Here is a 16,455-nt window from a genome sequence, read left to right as displayed (position 1 = left end):
CGCATGGCCAGCGCCGTCGACGCGGCCGTGACCCTGCGCAAAGCGACTGTCCCCGACAGCGCCCGTTCGCCAGGTGCTCCTGGGGATGAACGTGTCCGCGGGTTGCCGGCCTGCCTCGTTCCGGATCTCACGTCGGCGGGTGGCGACGTACTCGCGCACCATCCAGTACGACACGTCGGTGGCATCCTGCTCATCGAGGAGCCGGTCGAAGATCTGCTTCGCGGTGTGTCGCTGCTTGCGGGGTGCGTCCAGGTCCGACCGTAGCCAGTCGTCGATGACGCCTCGGTAGTGGTCCAGACGTGAGCCGCGTTTCGGGGGCGGCTTGCGCGCCGGATCGCCGCATACAACTCGACACGAGACCCTGGCGGCTGCGCCAAATGCACTCACCCGCTTCGATTCCGGTCTGCCCAGTCGGCCGGCCCGGTGACCCTCCCGCCCAGGCGCAGGGTGCGAAGCGCGGTGACCTCGGCGATGGGCAACGTGGCGGCCGTGGCGAAGTCGACCCTGTCGGGCAACGGGGCGAGGTGCTCAACGTCGACGGCAACGCGCTCGGCCCACCCACCTTGTTCGGCCACGCCCACCAAGGGTGTGCCAGCCGCCGGTCCGGTGCCGTCCGCAGCGGGCTGTACCACTACACCTGCAACGTCCTGCCCGGGCCGCGGCGTTGGCTCCGGCGCCTCGCTGAACATGACTCTCGCTGATGTGTCCGGAGCATGTGAACAGCAGGCACTGGTCAACCTTTCGAATCTCGCGTCTGGGATACGGGCTGAAAGCAAGGAGGTCAGTTACAGGGAAGGGACCGCGGGAGCCCGAACCACGGAAGGACGCTGTTGTCGAAACGGGTCACGGCGCTGATCCGATCGCCGGCCAAGGTGAGGACCACGAGCCCCGTCCCACGCCGGATGCCATCGCTGCCCGAGCGCAGATAAGTACCGAATGCCGGTTGGCCGTTCGCGCGCGTAGGCACCAGGTGGTACTTCCGGTTGGCGCTCATGAGCGCGGCGTAGAACCCGGAGACGGCGTCGCGGCCGAGGTACTCAAGCGGCATCGGCGGCATGGAGACGCGAGCGTCGTCGGTGAGCAGGCCGACCAGGGCGTCGACGTCGCCGGATTCGTAGGCACGGGCGAACTTCGCCACGAGTGCCTCTTCGGCCGGCGAGGCGGGCGCAGGTGGTGAATCGTCCATCCCGCTCGGCGGGATTCGCCGGTGCAGCGTGGCGCGTGCCCGTTTGAGTGCGCTGTTGACCGAATCGACGGAAGAGTCGAGCATGCCGGCGACCTCGGCCGCCGGGTAGCCGAGCACCTCGCGCAAGATCAGGACGGCACGTTGGCGTGCTGGCAGGATCTGCAGCGCAATGACGAACGCCAGCGAGATGGACTCTTTCTGCTCATAGCGTGCTTCCGGTCCGAGCGGCGCGGCGATCGCACCGTCGAGGAGAGCGTCAGGGTACGGCTCCAGCCACACGACTTCGCCGAGCCGGCTCGGCTCCGGCGGTTCGATCTGGGGCACATCCCACTCCTTTGCCGGGCGACGGCTGGCCGAGCGAATCGCGTTGAGGCACTGGTTCGTGGCGATCCGGTACAGCCAGGTGCGGATCGAGGCACGCACCTCGAACCGGTCGAGTGCCCGCCACGCCGCGAGCAGCGTGTCTTGCAAAGCGTCCTCGGCGTCCTGGAACGAGCCGAGCAGCCGGTAGCAATGCATGTGCAGCTCCCGGCGATGTGGCTCGGTCAGCTGCCGGAACGCCTCGCCATCGCCGGCCTGCGCCCTCGCGATCAGCTCGCTCGCTGTCACGTCTCATCACCCCACCTGGTGTCAGTTCTTGCCGGCCCCTCTCCGGTTCTGACACCGGGCCGTCCGAGAACTGGGCGCGCCACGCCCGCCCAATTCCTCCACGGCGTGGTGTCTGCACCATCGACAGCTCGATTCCACCTCATGAGGAGCTCACGTGACACTCACGGGCAAGACAATCCTGGTTACCGGAGCCAACCGCGGCATCGGAAGGGCGCTGGTCGAGGAGGCGCTGAGTAGGGGCGCCGAACGGGTCTACGCCGGCACACGGCAGGCCCTGAACCCTACGGATGAGCGCGTCACGCCCCTGGTCCTGGACCTGACGGATGCCGCCCAGATCAACCTCGCCGCCGAGACCGTTGATTCGCTCGATGTCCTGATCAACAACGCGGGCGTCTACGGCTATGAAGACCTGGCCGATCGAGCCGCCCTCGAACAGCATCTCGCGGTCAACCTCTTCGGACCCTACGCCGTCACGCAGGCGTTCCTGCCCCGGCTCATCGAGTCGCAAGGCGCGATCGTCAACGTGCTGTCATTGGCCGCGGTGGCTGCCGTGCCCATCAGTCCTGCGTACTCGATCTCCAAGGCGGCTGCCTTCTCGTTGACTCAGTCCCTGCGTGCCACTCTCGCCGGCCAGAGCGTGGACGTCCACGCCGTACTGCCCGGTCCCGTGGACACCGACATGGTGCGCGACCTCGAGATCCCGAAGGCGTCACCACAGTCGGTAGCCAGAGCCATCCTCGACGCGCTGGACAAGGGAGAGGACGAGATCTTCCCCGATCCCTTCTCACGGGCGCTTGCCGATAGCTGGAACAGCGGGGCGGTCAAGGCGCTCGAACGTCAGAACGCGGCGCTCCTCGGCGCGGCCCGGAACCAGTAGCGGAAGGGCATACCAATGAGTACGAGTCTGCTGCTCCGGGACAAGACGGCCGTGATCTACGGAGCCGGCGGCGCCATCGGTCACGCCGTCGCCAGAACATTCGCACGCGAAGGGGCACGCCTCTTTCTCACGGGGCGCACCCTGTCGAAGGCGGAGGTACTGGCCAAGGAGATCGTCGCCGACGGCGGCGTGGCCGAGGCCGCGCAGGTCAACGCGCTCGACGAGAACGCCGTGGCCGAGCACCTCGACACGGTAATCGAGAAGGCGGGGGGCATCGACATCTCGTTCAACGCCGTCGGGCTCCGCAACACCACGCTGCAGGGCGTTCCGCTCGTCGATCTCGACGTCGAGGACTTCATGCGACCCGTCAACGAGCACGTGCGCGCCAACTTCTTGACCGCACGCCTTGCCGGCCGGCACATGGTCGCCAACGGCGCGGGCGTGATAATGACCGTGACCTCGCTTCCCTCCCGGATCGCCAATCCGCTCATGGGTGGCGTGGCCTTGGCCATGGCAGCCGAGGAAGCCCTAATCAGGGACCTTTCCGTCGAACTCGCGCCGTACGGCGTACGCGTGGCCGGCGTCCGGACCCAGGCCATGCCCGACAGCGGCACGATCGAAGAGGTCTTCGGCATCCACGCCAAGGCGCACGGGATCACTCGCGAACAGTTCCAGGCCATGGTTGCCGAGCGGACACACCGCAAACGCCTGCCGAGCCTCCAGGAAATGGCTGAGATCGTCACGTTCATCGCCTCGGACCGGGCCGCTGGTATCGCCGGAACCATGGCCAACATGAGCCTCGGAGCCATCCCCGACTAAGACGCCGGGAGGAGCACGATCATGAACAATTACGGGCAGGACCGCGGTCGTTGTCGGCGCCGGCCACGGCTTGGGCCGCGGCATCGCCGGCGCGTTCGCCGAGGCGGATGCTTCGGTGATCGCCGTCGCTCGGCGCGCGCCACGCAAGTAGCGGCACACCACAAGAGGGTCTTCGATCGGCTGGTGGCCGAGCGGGAGATGGAGGGGATCTCCTACTCGATCTTGTGTGAGTCCTTGTTCTGGCGGCGGCCGCCGATACGGGTCGAGGCTGGGATGGGGTCGCCGGAGGTGCCGATCCCGCTTGTCCACAAGCCCGGCACTCCGGGCCGCGGCACCTCACCTTGAGCCCCGTGCAGGGCGGCGGCTTCCCGGCGTGACCGGACGCCGAGTTTGCCGAGGATGGCCGACACGTGGTGGTCGACGGTGCGGACCGACACGACGAGCCGGTCCGCGATCTCGGCGTTGGTGAGGCCCTGTGCCAGCAGCCGGAGCACGTCGGCCTGCCGCTCGGTGAGACCTGCTGGATGGGTGCGGGTGGCCACGGCCGGTCCGCGCGGCAACCGGGTCACTCCGAGCGCGCGCAGCCGCGCCCGGACCTTGCCCGCGGCTGCGGTCGCGCCGAGCCCGCGCAGGATGTCCAGCGCCTCTAGGACCGGGCCGGGCTGCTTGGCCTCGGCCAGTTCCAGGGCGGTTTCGTACGGGTCCCCGATCCGCCGCCAGGCCGCCGCCGCACGCTGCCAGTCGCCCCGCAGGCCGCTCGCGTACGGTTCGGGACAGCCGGGAAAGCCGGTCCCGCCTGCGTCGATGCGCGCCAGATACCGGAGGAGCTCTGCCCGGAGCGGTGCGGCCCCCTGCCGTTCGGTCCGGGGCAGGAGTACGTTGCGGACCTGGTCGGCGGCCTCCGGCACTCCGGCCAGCCACGCCCATTCGACATAGGCGATCCCCGCGTACGCGAGCCCGAGCAGCGACCGATGCCGTCGTGCCCTTGCCCACGCCTCGCCGAGCAGCGACCCTGCCTGCTCGTCGCCACAGCGCGCCAGCAGCCTCGCGTACGGCGGCACGCTGTACAGGAAGAGCATCCCGGGATCGCCGGCGTCCTCTACAAGCCTGCGCAGTCCCTCCCGCGCGGCCTTCCAGTCCCCTCGTCGCATCTGCAGAAGGCAGCGATGGGCCTCCAGGTTGTACGCGTGGGACCAGAAGCCGTGGTCGTCTACGAATGCCAGCCCTTCCTCTAGGGAGAGGTCCAGATCGTCATAGCGCCCGAACCGATAGAGCAGTTCGCCGAGGTTGGTGTAGGCGCGAGCGGTGTATTCGTGGTGACCACCTCCCTTGGCCAAGGCGAGGCTTCCGCGCAGCAAGCGCAGGCCACCATCGGGCCCGTACACCTCGGTCGCGGCCATCCCCAGGTAGTTGGCGCACAACGCCACGACGTCGGTCCGGCCCGCGTCCGTGGCCTCCTGCCTGGTCTGCCGCAACAACTCGATGGCTTCCTCTGCCCGCTCGGTGAGAGCCAGGAACGCTCCGTGATTGGCATGCGCCTGCGCCAGCGCGGACGGCGATTCTGCGTCCTCAAGCACTCCTACGGCTCGCACCACGGCCGCTTCGGCCTCCTCCGTACGACCCGTCATGAAGATGTGCCGGGACAGCCTTACCAGCGCCTCCCCCAACAGCACCGGATCGCCTAGCCCCTCATACAAGGTGACCGCCTCGCTCCCGGCGATCACAGCCTCCGGATAGCGATGGGTGTTGTAGAGCTCCCACGCATAGTCGTCGACAAGCGCGGCCCGTTCTCGAAGCGAGAGTTCCCCGGCATGTCGCAGAGCCGCCTCGTAGTGCACGATCGCCTGCCGACGCGATCCCGCGCGGGCCGCCCGGCGCCCCGCCTCAGGAGCGAAAGCCAAGATGACGGCCACGTCGTCGGCCTCGACCGCATGGTGCACCAACCGGTCCAGGTCGGGGCTCTCCTGCTCGCGCAGCACCGCGACCACAGCTCGGTTGAACTCGCGCCGCCGCAGCGCGGGAACGCTCTGCGCGATGGCCCGCCGCGCTAGTTCATGCCGGAACGCAAGCCCTTCGTCCCGGACGAGCAGAATCCCCCGCTCTTCCGCTTCCGCCAGGACGTCGAGTCGGCTGCCGAACAGGCCCTCCGCCAAGGCGAACCCAACGTAGGTAGGCACCACGGAGAGCTGCTCCAACGCCGAGCGGCAGGCGTCCCCCAGGCGCCGGAGTCTCGCCAGGACCGCATCGCTCACCGTCTCCGGAATCTCCTCAGGAGGCACCGCCAATGCCTCGGTCACATAGAACGGATTGCCACCGGTCAGCTCGTGAACGGCCGCACCATCGCGCCCCGTCCCCTCAGCGAGCGTCCGTACGGCCGCAGGCGAAAGCGGCCGCAACGGCACGCGCCGTACCGCGACCCCACCCAGCCCCCCGAGAAGCTCCTGCAGAGGGTGGCCGGCACCGAGCACCTCGTTCCTGAACGTCAGTACGATCACGACCCTGAGGACCACCAGTCGCCGCGCCAGATACCGCAGCACGTCCAGCGTCCCGTCATCGGCCCAGTGGACGTCCTCGACGATGAGCACGGCCGGATCCGGCCCACCGAACTCGGCCGCCGCGGCGGCGAAGACCTCCTCCCTCGGTCTCGCCCCGCCCAGCGCCCGTTCCAGCGGGCCACCAGTGCCGCACGCGGCCTCCCGCAAAGGCCCCAGTCCGCAGGGCGCCATCAGGTCGTCGCACGCTCCCACCAGCACGCGCAGCCCGTCGCGGTGCGACTCCTGAAAGGCGCGGACGAGGCTTGTCTTGCCGATCCCGGCTTCCCCGGTCACCAGCACGATGCTCCCGCCCGCGGCACTGCCGGCCCGCAGGCCCCGCACTGCCGCCGCGAGAACTCCCAATTCAAGATCACGCTCGATGATGGCCCCCGCCATGCGCGCCATCGTGACACCCGGTCGCGTCCGTTCGCCATCCGTGAGAACCACGAACCCTGATGTAGGCAACCGCCCCCCGGCACATAGGCAACGCTCACCGATGCCCGGCCTCGCCCCCGGTCCGTAGACATATGTCCGGCATATCGACACCACAGGAAGGTCCCTCAATCGTGATAGCCAGAGTCAGGAAAGCGGCCCTATCGGCGGCAGCACTCAGCGCGGTCGTTGCCGGCGCCACGGTGGTGGCAGGCAACCCCGCCGAGGCACGCACCTGCGCCACGTTCGGCCACATCGGCCTCTTCGAGGGCGCGGTGTGGGGCGACCGCTCCATCTACTGCGACCCGCCCGACCTGCTGTCCCCGCTGCCCACCACGATCCAGAAGAAGAGCGGCACGACCTGGATGACCGTCACGCCGACCGGCGATGGTGCCGCCAGCTACGTCTGCAAGGGCTCTGCCTTCAACACCTACCGGCTCAAGGAAGCGCCCGGGAAACAGACCACCGTCGCCTGCTCCTGAAAGGACCACCAACACATGTCACGCATCATCCGTTCGGGACTCGCCACGGCCGTGCTCAGCACCGCCATCACCGGCATCGCCCTGGCCAGCGGACCGGCGCAGGCACGAGCCTGCTTCCTGTCGATCGAGCTGGAGCACTTCAACGGCTCCGTGGTCGGCGCGCGGTCGCGGTACTGCGAGCCCCCTGGCGTGGACAACCCGTTGCCCACGACGATCCAGCGCAAGTCCGGCACTTCCTGGGTGAACGTGACCGGGACCGGCACTGGCGGCGCCGCATACAAGTGCGTTGGGACATCGAGCCGCACATACCGGCTCAAGGAGACCCCGACGGCCGTCAAGACCTTCCCCTGCTCCTGAGGACCCGCGAGCGGGTGTGCCCGAAGCATCGCCAGGGTCGGCGGTGCTTCGGGCACACCCGGCCTCTGCGAACTCGGAGTTGAATCGGCAACCTGGCCGTTCTGAGCAACAGCCCCGGAGTTCCCTGGGGCCTCCGCTCTTCCCGGGGCCAAGTCCCAATGGTGATCAAGGCCGTCAAGATCGCTATGTGGGGCCTAGATGTTGCGGGCCGGAGGTTCGTGACGGGATGCCCTCCCGGCGCGTTCCCGTCGACGAAGATGCTGCGCTGGAAGACTGCGGTGCCGGCCCGCGTTGCCGTCTGATGTGAAGATCAGTGAGGCATCCAGGGCCAGCGGCGTCAGCGTCAGGTCGCTGCGCTTCTACGAAGACAGAGGGTTGATCGTCCCGGGCCGTTACAGCAACGGGTACCGCGATTACTGTCGCTCCACGCTCGATCGTGTCCACTTGATCCGCTCATTGCTGGAGTCAGGTTTGCCCGTGAGGTTGATCAGGGAGCTCTTGCCGCACCTGACGGACGCGTCCGATGTCAGCCCCGAACTGCTATGCGCGGAGTTTCTCGCAGAGGTCCGTCTCTATCGCGATCGGCTCAACGACCGCATCGCAGCGCTCGACACTCAACGCTCGGCTCTCGACGCGTTCCTGGACGGGACTCCGTGACGGCGGTCGATGACTTCGGCTTGACCTTCACACAAGCGTGAGGGCTCTAGGTTCCGGGCATGCCGGCTGAGAACGACACGATGCGAGCCCTCATCCAGCAATCACGCGGCGGGCCGAGAGACCTCACCCTCTCTCATGACCGCCCTCGACCCACCACCCCTGGCCCGAGCGAGTACCTGATTCGAGTAGGTGCCGCCGGAGTCAACTTCGCGGACGTCATGCAGACCCGTGGAACCTACGGAGGCGGACCGCAGGCCCCCTATGTCGCGGGATTCGAAGCCGCTGGTGAAATTGTCGCCGTCGGCGCGGACGTCGATAACCCTATTCCGGTAGGAACCCACGTCATCGGAGCTGGTCCGGGGGCGTTCGCGGAGTACATGGCGATGCCTGCTGCGGGCGTGCTCACGGTCCCGTCGGGCTGGAGTGACGCTGAGGCCTTGGGGCTGGTTCTGAACTGGGCCACCGCTCTGGCGGCGCTCCGGCCCTTGGGTGAGATCAAGAGCGGTGACGTGGTACTCATCCACGCGGCGGCTGGAGGTGTGGGGCAGGCCGCTGTCCGAATCGCCCGCCACTACGGTGCGCGCGTGATCGCCACGGCCTCACTGGCGAAGCACGACATCGTCGCGTCACTCGGTGCCGACCTCGTTCTGAACGTCGATCGCCCCGATCTGGCTGCCGAGATCATCCGCCGGACAGCAGGTGTCGAGCTCGTTCTCGAATCCGTCGGGAAGAAGACCTTCCAGACCAGCCTGTCCGTGACCAAGCCCTTCATCGGACGCGTCGTGGTCTTCGGTGCCGCATCCGGAGAGGCTAGCCTCACCACCCACGACTTGGTGTTTTCCCACCAGGTACAAGTCAAGGGACTTCACATCGGCGCCTTGGCCGCCGCCGCACCTTCCATCTACCGAGGTCTGCTCGACGAGATCCAAGAGCTCATCGAGCAGGGCGTATACGCCCCCGGCGCTCCACACGTTCATCCCCTGAGCGACGGCCCGGCCGTACTCCAGGAGGGCTCTCCGCCGAACGCCCGACGCCAACCATCGGCGGCGTCACAGGTGTGACTGAGCGCTTCAGTTGGCGGGTGAGCGCTTGAGGTGGCGAGTGGAACCCCCGCCGCCTCCTCAACAACATCCAGCAATGCCGCTAGCAGTACCCCTGCTTACGTGGCTAGCTCGCAGGCCACGCAGAATGCGGCCGGAGTCGGGGGAATTGAACCCGGCCCGCCGGTGCGGGCCGGGTTCCGTCGCCGATGTGGGCGCAGGGCGTTCGCTGTTGCACGGAACGCCGACCTGGTCACCTGGGGGAATGGCGCTGAAGAGCGGGACCCCCTCGGATGATCGCGTGTCGATCCTCTTCGCGGGCTTGGCAGTCGTTCCGGCCGGTCGTTCCGCCCGCGGCAAGGCTGGTCTCGCGTCGGCAACCGCACGGAGGAAGGGGCTGGTGCCAACGTAGCCCAAGATCCCACACCCAGGCGGTGGAGCTCTGACCCCACCTGATCTTGGTCCAAAGCGAGCCTTCTCTCCTGAAGGCCCTTATGAAGGCGCCCTCGGTTGAGCAGATGGCTGAGAGGGAATCGTTGGGCCACACCTTGGCGATGATGTTGCCCGGTTGACCGCCCGGCCAGCCCGGATTGTCCCGGACATGCAAAGGATTCGCGTCCAACGCGACCCGGACGGGGAACGACTTCAGGCGGGCCGATGGCGACGCGCCGGGAGTGACGCTCCCGGTCGCTGCCGTTGCCCCGGCCAGGAGCGCGGCTGCGGTGAGCGCGATGGTAACGGCGACACCACGGTGTGTCGGCCTGCGGACCGCCGATCCACGGGCTCTGCCGTCAGAGACGGCGGTAAACCGCTGCCGTCCTGCCTCGTTCATCGTTGTCATGTCCCGGTCCCCTTTCGGTCTTGCGATCGGTCTTGCTAAGGCGGTGGATCGCCTTTCACATCACCAAGTTCAGCTACTCTTCGGAGTCAGGCAACTCCATGGCGTAAACTAGCCACTTGTTGAAAACTTGTGCGGGTACCCTCCTGTCCCGCTCTCGGACGGGAGAACCGCGTACTGCCCCCCATTTGGGACGGAATCGGGTGTGATGTCACCATCCCCTGGCGAAGCCAGACGGCAGCCCTCTGAACCGGCCGAGGTGCGTGAGGTCGTAAACCAAGCCTTGGCGGAGTCGGCCTTCTATGCGGCGCGCGGTGTCCGGCCACCGGCCCAGCGCGTGGATCCACCCAAGGTAGGCACCTTGATCGCACGGCTGACCGCGGCCACGCAGCAGGAACTGCTGACCTTCGACGACCCCTCCGGCTGCATCAGCCAGGGCGTACCCGAGCGCATGCTGATGCACGTAGCCAACTGCGTCAACGAGGCTGTCACCCAGATTCCCGATGTCTGCCAGATCACTTCTCCGCAAGGCCTGGCTTCCGACACCGATCTAGGCACCATCGGGTGGCGCAACGGCGGCCAGGCGCGCCTGATCGAGCAGATTCCCCTCCGTCTGGGCGTGTTCGACCGTGCCACGGCCGTGATCCCGCTGGACCTGGAAGTCTTCTACAACGGCATGCTCGTCATCCGCGATCCGGCCGTGGTCAACGCTCTGATTGGCGTGCACCGCACATCGTGGGCCAGCGGAGACGACCCCACCGACCGCGACCCCCAGAAGATTCCACCTCACCTGGCGCCAATTCTGGCCTGTATGTACGAAGGGCTGTCCGACCAAACCGCCGCCGCCCGCCTGCGCTTGTCCCCACGCACCTACACCCGCCGCGTTAGTGAACTCCTCGCCCTGCTCGGCACCGCTAGCCGTTTCCAGGCCGGAGCAACCGCCGCACACCGCGGATGGATCTAGACGGGGGGCCGGGGAAGATCCGGCCGGGTATTAGCGCTGCCCGACGGAACTGACGGGCCCTTGCGCCACCGCTCCGGGTCCGAGGTCCGCGCCCCTTGGGCACCTTCAGAAACAAGATCATCGGCACGGAAGAGGATCCGAGACAGCATCTGAGGCCGGTGTAGTGCGGGTGAGGGCGGTCGCTCTGCAGCCCGAGCGGATCGCTCATTGCGCGCCGACGCGCCGACAACGCATCGACCCCGGCCATCACCCCGGGCCGCCACCCGGTGACCACCCGGTACCGCCAGCCCACCGCGGCTGCGGCCTACTCCGCTGCGGCGAACCGCACCAGATCCTCGGGCTGGATCAGATCTGCCGGGCGCACATCCAGCAGCCATCCCGTACCCGGCATAACCGCCAGGAAATCCGGGATGTGCTAGCCCCAGCCGTCCACCATGGTGAACCGCAACCGGGACGGCTGGGCCAGTACCTCCTCGGCACCCCCGAGGAAATCCAACGCCAGCAGCAGCCGACGCTCGGCCAAACTCTCAAACCCGTGCAACCGTCCCGTCGACACCATGAACTTCACCCCGGGACGATGCCGCTGACCAACGCGCCATGAAAACCGCCGTACCGGCCTCGTCCCCGCCACCGGGACCGCGGCCAGCTCCCGTACCGAACAGATCACCTCGGCCCGCGATGTCTTCCACGTCGCCGTCCACCGACGTGCCCCAATCACGACCACGCTCCAACCGATCGGTCGCTTCCGCTTCCAGCTCGAACGGCAGCAGCAGATCGTCCAACCCACAGCAATGCGACCACACGACCGCATCACCCACATCTGACGACAGCACCCGACAAGAACAGCCGTCTCAACAGCCATATCAGCCGCATTCGACGAAAAGTGACACCACTGTCACCCTCAGGTATGCGCTATCCCGCCACCTCAAGCGCTCACCCGCCAACTGAAGCGCTCAGTCACAACAGGCTGAACCAACGGAACGCGTGCGCCGACTTCCATCAAGGGAACACGTGTTCGATGATTGTCGGCATGGCCGCAGCTCACCCCAGCGACGCGCAGCAGGTCTTCCCCCCCGTCCCACGCCTGCCGGATTCCTCCGAAACACCCGCACGTCTGGGCGCGCCTGGACGGCGCCTGGAACCCCGCCACCCTGATCACGTGGCTCTGGGGCCCCCGCGAACGCGCCGTCGTCCTGCAATGCCGACCAGACTCGGCCAGCGAGCCCGTCAGCGGCACCTACCAGTACGACGGCGCCAGCGGCCCCATCCCGGTACCGCGACTCCGACCGGCCGCCCGACCAGTGGCGCTGGTGGTGCACCCTGGATGAGGCCAGCTCATTCCGCCCGCCGCCGCACGGCACCCGAACCACCTCACGGCCGTGGCCGGCCTGCCCGAGCTGCGGCGCATCTGTGCAGCTCGCTTGCCCGGCCGACGCCGCCCGCACCGCCATCATCTTTCTGCCCTGCGGGCAGCGCCTCACCATTCAGGATGAACCAGCAGGACGTTGACGGCTCTGGACGCCGACCTGCCCTGCCTGGGGAACGCCACGTTCCTCGGGCGCAGCGGCATCTCTGGCCGACCGAACGGATCCGCGTTATCGGCGCCGACTCCCGCAGAGTCTGCGGTGGTGGGCGCTCCCGCGCCGTGGTCGCGGTGGCGCGTTCTGGTGCGAGGTCGCCCCACTGGGTTGAGCGGCTCCGAGCGCCGGTGTCTGGCTGGGCGGTGGGAGAGGGCCGGGTAAGTACATCGAGGTGCTGGATCGGCAGCCCATGCCAATCATCTCGTGAGCCTCTCTGCTGCTCGCACATCGAGTTGAAGGCGCACCTTCCTCGCGGCGACAATGCCGCCACGGGACGCCCCGCTCTCTCGACCGCTTCGGCGGCGGGGGAGCGGGGCGTCTTGGCTGCCGTAGGTGGCCGCAATTGCCGGTAGCCGCCGATCGACCGGCGTGGGTACGGTGGCGCTGGGCGCCTTTCCCGAGGAGCGATCATGAAGTACTCGGTTGGTGACGCGGTGGTCTTCGGTACAGATGGCGCGACAGTCGTCCGAGCGATCACGACCGGGGAGTCCGCGGGTAGGAGTTGGACCAAGGTGACGCTCGGTTTCCCGTTCGACAGCCCCGCTCCTGACATCGTGGAGCCCAGGACCGATCATGGTTGCCTGGCGCCGTTATCGGAGGTGCTAGGGCCCGGTGGCGTTCCGGCGGTACTGGCGATCCTCGCGGGTCCGGTGCCCGACTCCGAGCCCACCACATGGGGCTCAGTGAGGGATACGTATTTGACCATGATCGGTGGGATCACACCGGACGCATACCTCGACGACATGCCCGCTGTGCTGGATGCCTGCCAGGTGGCGGAGGTGGTGCGGAACCTGACCGCGCGGCAGCACCGCCAGGAATCGGCCAGGTGGGAGACACAAACTCTCGACGAGGCCAGGACGGTGCTGGTATCGGAGGTCGCGCTCGGCGCGGGCATCGATCGGATTCAGGCGGAGGCCGCCATCGACGAAGCCCTGGCGGTGAATCGGTTGGCGCCCTAGGTCGCCGCTGATCCAGGACAGGCGGAATCTGGCATCTTCCACAGCGGTAGAGAGCAGCGGTGGCGCGGAACGTGCCCGCATGTTCTACACACCCCGTCACGGCGTGACCCGACAACCCAACCTTCTCCATTCCGCCCTCGGCGGAGGGGGAGCGGGGCATGTTCGTTTTGCCTGGCGTACTCGCCCCAAAGATCGTCGGTCGCGCGTTCACAGAACCGACCCGGTGGTCGCGGTCGCCTGGCATCGGCAGCCGCCGCCGACCGACCCTCACGGTGAATGGCCTGGCAAAAGAGTCTTGAGGACGTCGACCGCCCCGCTCTGACGCACAAGGTCAACGCGCACTGCTGCTGAGAGCATGAACGGGACCAGGAGCCGGTCTTGAGTATGCGTGGCGGTGTAGCCGTCCTGGCGAGGATCGGGCCGACTTCGCATACGACGTTGCCGATGCTGCTGGTCTGGTCGGGACGGGGTGTTCGACTGGACGGTGCGGGCAGGCCTTCGTTCAGAGGCTCAACGTCAGGCGGGGCTGCTGCAGGAGCCGTTTGGCTTCCCGCAGGCCGCTGAGCCAGGCCCCGTCGACGACGCCGAAATTGGTGTGGGTGGCCTCGCCGGCGAACAGGACACGTCCGTGGGGTGCCTCCATCGCGGTCAGGTCGGCGGCGAACTCCAGTTTGTTGCTGTCGCGGGCGATGCTGGAGTAGCAGCCGCGCAGGTAGGGGTCGACGGCCCACGACGTGGCGACCGCTGCGATCGGTGCGGGGGCTTTGCCGTTGACGGCTTGGTCGATGATCGACCGGACCTGGGCGATCCGGTCCCGTTCGGGGAGGGTGGCGGCCCTGGCGGCCGGTGAACCCGGGTTCAGAGCGACCATCACCGGCCGCTGGTACCAGGCGGACAGGTCGAGGATCAGCGGCCATGCGCGGCCGGGGTCGGCGACGATGATGTGGCGCGGTTTGCCGTCCGGCCACAGCGGGTGGGGGTAGCTGAGGGCGACCTTCTCAAAGTCTCCGAAGCCCATCCGGCCGATCGCCGTGGTCTTGGCGGCGGGCAGGGCCGGCTCGAAGGCGACGGTGTCGGTCTTGAGGACCCCGAGCGGCACGGTGAGTAGGACGTGGCTGGCCTGCAGTTCGCCGCGGGCGTGAACGACGGTCACGCCGCCGGCGTACTGGCGGATCTGCCGCACCGGCGTGTTCGTCTGGAGGTCGAGTCCGGCGGCCAGGGCCTGGACCAGGGGCCCGTACCCGCCCCGGGGGAACTTGTCCTGCTCCGCGGCCCCCTCGCTCAGGAACTCCGCGAAGTTGGCCAGGCCGATCTGGTCGGCGTCGACGCCGTCGTACAGGCCGAGCAGGGCCTCAATCGTTGCTACCGCCTGGCGGGGGGCGCCGTCGGCGAGGCCGTCGATTCCCTCTTTCAGGGAGGCGTGGTTGCCCTGCCGGCGGGCCACCCGGGGAAGGCGGCTGCCCAGCCCGCCCATCAGGTCGCCGAGCTTCTCGCTCAGTGCCGGGTCGGGGAACCGGCCGGTGGTGTGGTTCAGCACGTCCGCGCCGTCCACCAGCTGGGCCATGACCGCAGGCAGCAGTGGCGTTTGGAGGGCGGAGAAGACCGGCAGCAGCGGCGAGCCGGTGCCGTTGTGCACCCATGCCGCGCCGAGATCGACCGGGACACCGTTCAGGTCGACCGTGTGCAGACGCCCGCCGACCCGGTCGCGGGCCTCGATGACGGTGACCTCGACGCCTGCCTGGTGAAGGGCCCGGGCGGCGACCAGTCCGGCGATCCCTGCTCCGATGACCACCACCTTCGTGACCTTGCCCGCAGCCGCGGCGGGCACGCGGGAGGTGCCGTCGTCCAGGATCATGCCTCGGCGGCCGGGGCCAGCCGTGGTCGATCGGGTCGTGCATCCGGCCAGTCCCAGCCCAGCCGCTGCGAGGGCGGCCGTCAGCAGCGTTCGTCGCCCCAGCTGCCCGTCCCGGTAATTGTTCGTCATCATGATGATGAGAGTATATTAGTGGATCGTGGAGGCCAAGCCTGCTGTGCACGGCCGTCGCCGCGGACGCCCCGACATGGCCACCGCCCGGCGGCAGCAGATCGTAAGTGCGTTCCTCGCTCTGATCGGCGAGCGAACGCTGGCGTCGGTGAGCCTGGACGATGTCGCGGCCGCCTCGGGGGTGCAGCGCTCGGTCATCCGCCATTACATGGGCAACCGGGCACAGCTCGTACACGAGGCCGCCGCTACCCTCATCGAGAGCTATACCGACCTGATCAAGGTCGCGGTCGGAGAACAGCCGAGCGCGCCGCAGATCATCGGTCACCTGTTCAGCCGGGAATGGGGATCAGAGAACGACCTCGATCGCGCCTTCGACGAACTTTTCCACGAGGCCGCGCGCGACCCCGTCCTCCGCGACCAGCTGCACAACGCCTACGCCCTGCTGGCCGACGCACTCGCCCAGGCGATCCGGCGGGACCGCCCCGAAACTCCGGCCACCTCGGCGGAGCAGATCGCCTACCAGATCGTCTGCCTGGCCGAGCACAACACGACCATGCAGCGTCTGGGATTCCCCGCCGAACAGGCCGCGGCGGCGCGAGCACTCGCCCATCGCCTCGCGACCGAGGGGTGACGGCCGGCAGCCGGGGTCAGCGGTCATTTTGCCCGCTCAGCCCTGCCCACGCTCAAGGCGCGCGTGACGCCCGATCACCGGGAACTCGCCGAACGAGGTGCGAGGGCCCGCGGAGTCCCGCTCGCCCGCTACGTCGAGCTGCTCATCGAGGGCGACGAGATCGCACGCAACTTCGAGCCCCCCGGGCGTGGACGACGTCGACAAGCTTTCGGCGTGACGAGGAAGGTCGAGCAGGAGGACAGAGCATGAGCTGATCGGGCTGCAAGGCCCGAAGGAAATGCAAGAGGCCCCCGGCGCTGGGCGTCGGAAACTCACGCGCTCTAGGGCCTCAGAGCATGACTCAGGCGCGCTGAACACTCGTAGGCGTCGGGCAGCCCGGCGCCGCCCATCGCCAGGTCCGCATCCATCAACTCGTCCAACACGCAACCCGCGAGAACCTCACCAATGGATGAGCACAGCCGTGCGGCACCGATCGACGTCTGCTACATTTCTGTCATTCCGTAAAT

14 protein-coding genes and 1 pseudogene are annotated in these 16,455 nt (G+C 67.9%); 10 read left to right on the top strand and 5 right to left on the bottom strand.

Translation table 11 applies throughout. The features are described 5' to 3' along the window. Together ETD83_RS43925 and ETD83_RS30005 are read right to left on the bottom strand one after the other, a co-directional pair. Positions 1 to 387: pseudogene (locus ETD83_RS43925) on the bottom strand (hypothetical protein); the annotation flags it as partial. Positions 388 to 781: 394 nt separating this feature from the next. Further along, positions 782 to 1,795 carry a sigma-70 family RNA polymerase sigma factor gene (locus tag ETD83_RS30005; RefSeq protein WP_138648572.1) on the bottom strand — a complete coding sequence of 338 codons (1,014 nt, stop codon included), beginning with the start codon at positions 1,793 to 1,795 and terminating at the stop codon, positions 782 to 784. 154 nt (positions 1,796 to 1,949) lie between these two features. On the opposite strand from ETD83_RS30005, the gene ETD83_RS30000 reads away from it, so the two are divergent. Both ETD83_RS30000 and ETD83_RS29995 read left to right on the top strand, forming a co-directional pair. Further along, a complete protein-coding gene (locus ETD83_RS30000) occupies positions 1,950 to 2,672 on the top strand; it encodes an SDR family NAD(P)-dependent oxidoreductase (protein ID WP_138648571.1) in 723 nt (240 codons plus the stop codon). Between the two features lie 15 nt (positions 2,673 to 2,687). Then, positions 2,688 to 3,491: an SDR family NAD(P)-dependent oxidoreductase gene (locus ETD83_RS29995; RefSeq protein WP_205717961.1), complete on the top strand. Its 804-nt coding sequence runs from the start codon at positions 2,688 to 2,690 to the stop codon at positions 3,489 to 3,491. Between the two features lie 212 nt (positions 3,492 to 3,703). Here ETD83_RS29995 and ETD83_RS29985 read toward each other — a convergent pair whose 3' ends face one another. Beyond that, positions 3,704 to 6,421, bottom strand: coding sequence for an AAA family ATPase (locus tag ETD83_RS29985; RefSeq protein ID WP_171064510.1), 2,718 nt, complete (start codon positions 6,419 to 6,421; stop codon positions 3,704 to 3,706). 242 nt (positions 6,422 to 6,663) lie between these two features. Between ETD83_RS29985 and ETD83_RS29980 the strand changes: the two genes are divergently transcribed. The 5 genes from ETD83_RS29980 to ETD83_RS29960 all read left to right on the top strand — a co-directional run bounded on the left by ETD83_RS29980 (position 6,664) and on the right by ETD83_RS29960 (position 10,795). Beyond that, positions 6,664 to 6,939, top strand: a complete 276-nt coding sequence (locus ETD83_RS29980) for a hypothetical protein (protein WP_138648569.1) — start codon at positions 6,664 to 6,666, stop codon at positions 6,937 to 6,939. A gap of 15 nt (positions 6,940 to 6,954) precedes the next feature. After that, positions 6,955 to 7,296 (top strand): hypothetical protein, encoded by a 342-nt coding sequence (locus ETD83_RS29975; RefSeq protein WP_138648568.1) that lies wholly within the window; start codon positions 6,955 to 6,957, stop codon positions 7,294 to 7,296. A gap of 303 nt (positions 7,297 to 7,599) precedes the next feature. Beyond that, positions 7,600 to 7,953, top strand: a complete 354-nt coding sequence (locus ETD83_RS29970; protein ID WP_138648567.1) for a MerR family transcriptional regulator — start codon at positions 7,600 to 7,602, stop codon at positions 7,951 to 7,953. A 59-nt stretch (positions 7,954 to 8,012) separates the two neighbouring features. Then, complete coding sequence (locus tag ETD83_RS29965; protein ID WP_138648566.1) at positions 8,013 to 9,014, top strand: zinc-binding dehydrogenase; 1,002 nt, start codon at positions 8,013 to 8,015, stop codon at positions 9,012 to 9,014. A 1,178-nt stretch (positions 9,015 to 10,192) separates the two neighbouring features. Beyond that, on the top strand, positions 10,193 to 10,795 hold the full coding sequence (locus ETD83_RS29960; protein WP_205717960.1) for a helix-turn-helix transcriptional regulator: 603 nt from the start codon (positions 10,193 to 10,195) through the stop codon (positions 10,793 to 10,795). Positions 10,796 to 11,322: 527 nt separating this feature from the next. On the opposite strand, the gene ETD83_RS43920 is transcribed toward ETD83_RS29960, so the two are convergent. Further along, positions 11,323 to 11,577 carry a hypothetical protein gene (locus ETD83_RS43920; protein WP_205717959.1) on the bottom strand — a complete coding sequence of 85 codons (255 nt, stop codon included), beginning with the start codon at positions 11,575 to 11,577 and terminating at the stop codon, positions 11,323 to 11,325. 1,208 nt (positions 11,578 to 12,785) lie between these two features. Here ETD83_RS43920 and ETD83_RS29950 point away from each other — a divergent pair. Then, entirely contained in the window at positions 12,786 to 13,334 is a 549-nt protein-coding gene (locus ETD83_RS29950; RefSeq protein ID WP_138648565.1) for a hypothetical protein, read from the top strand. A gap of 502 nt (positions 13,335 to 13,836) precedes the next feature. Here the strand turns inward: ETD83_RS29950 and ETD83_RS29945 are convergent. Continuing rightward, complete coding sequence (locus ETD83_RS29945) at positions 13,837 to 15,321, bottom strand: flavin monoamine oxidase family protein (RefSeq protein WP_138648564.1); 1,485 nt, start codon at positions 15,319 to 15,321, stop codon at positions 13,837 to 13,839. Between the two features lie 25 nt (positions 15,322 to 15,346). Here ETD83_RS29945 and ETD83_RS29940 point away from each other — a divergent pair, with 25 nt between their 5' ends. Both ETD83_RS29940 and ETD83_RS29935 read left to right on the top strand, forming a co-directional pair. Then, the gene (locus ETD83_RS29940) at positions 15,347 to 15,949 is read left to right on the top strand and encodes a TetR/AcrR family transcriptional regulator (RefSeq protein ID WP_138648563.1); all 603 of its coding nucleotides are present in this window, start codon (positions 15,347 to 15,349) and stop codon (positions 15,947 to 15,949) included. 63 nt (positions 15,950 to 16,012) lie between these two features. Then, positions 16,013 to 16,198: a hypothetical protein gene (locus ETD83_RS29935; RefSeq protein WP_138648562.1), complete on the top strand. Its 186-nt coding sequence runs from the start codon at positions 16,013 to 16,015 to the stop codon at positions 16,196 to 16,198. The last annotated feature ends 257 nt before the right edge of the window (positions 16,199 to 16,455 follow it).

The organism is Actinomadura soli, assembly GCF_005889715.1.
Taxonomy (GTDB): Bacteria; Actinomycetota; Actinomycetes; order Streptosporangiales; family Streptosporangiaceae; genus Spirillospora; species Spirillospora soli.
The sequence above is the reverse complement of the archived record's forward strand: the minus strand, read 5'-3'. Positions and strand labels throughout refer to the sequence as shown.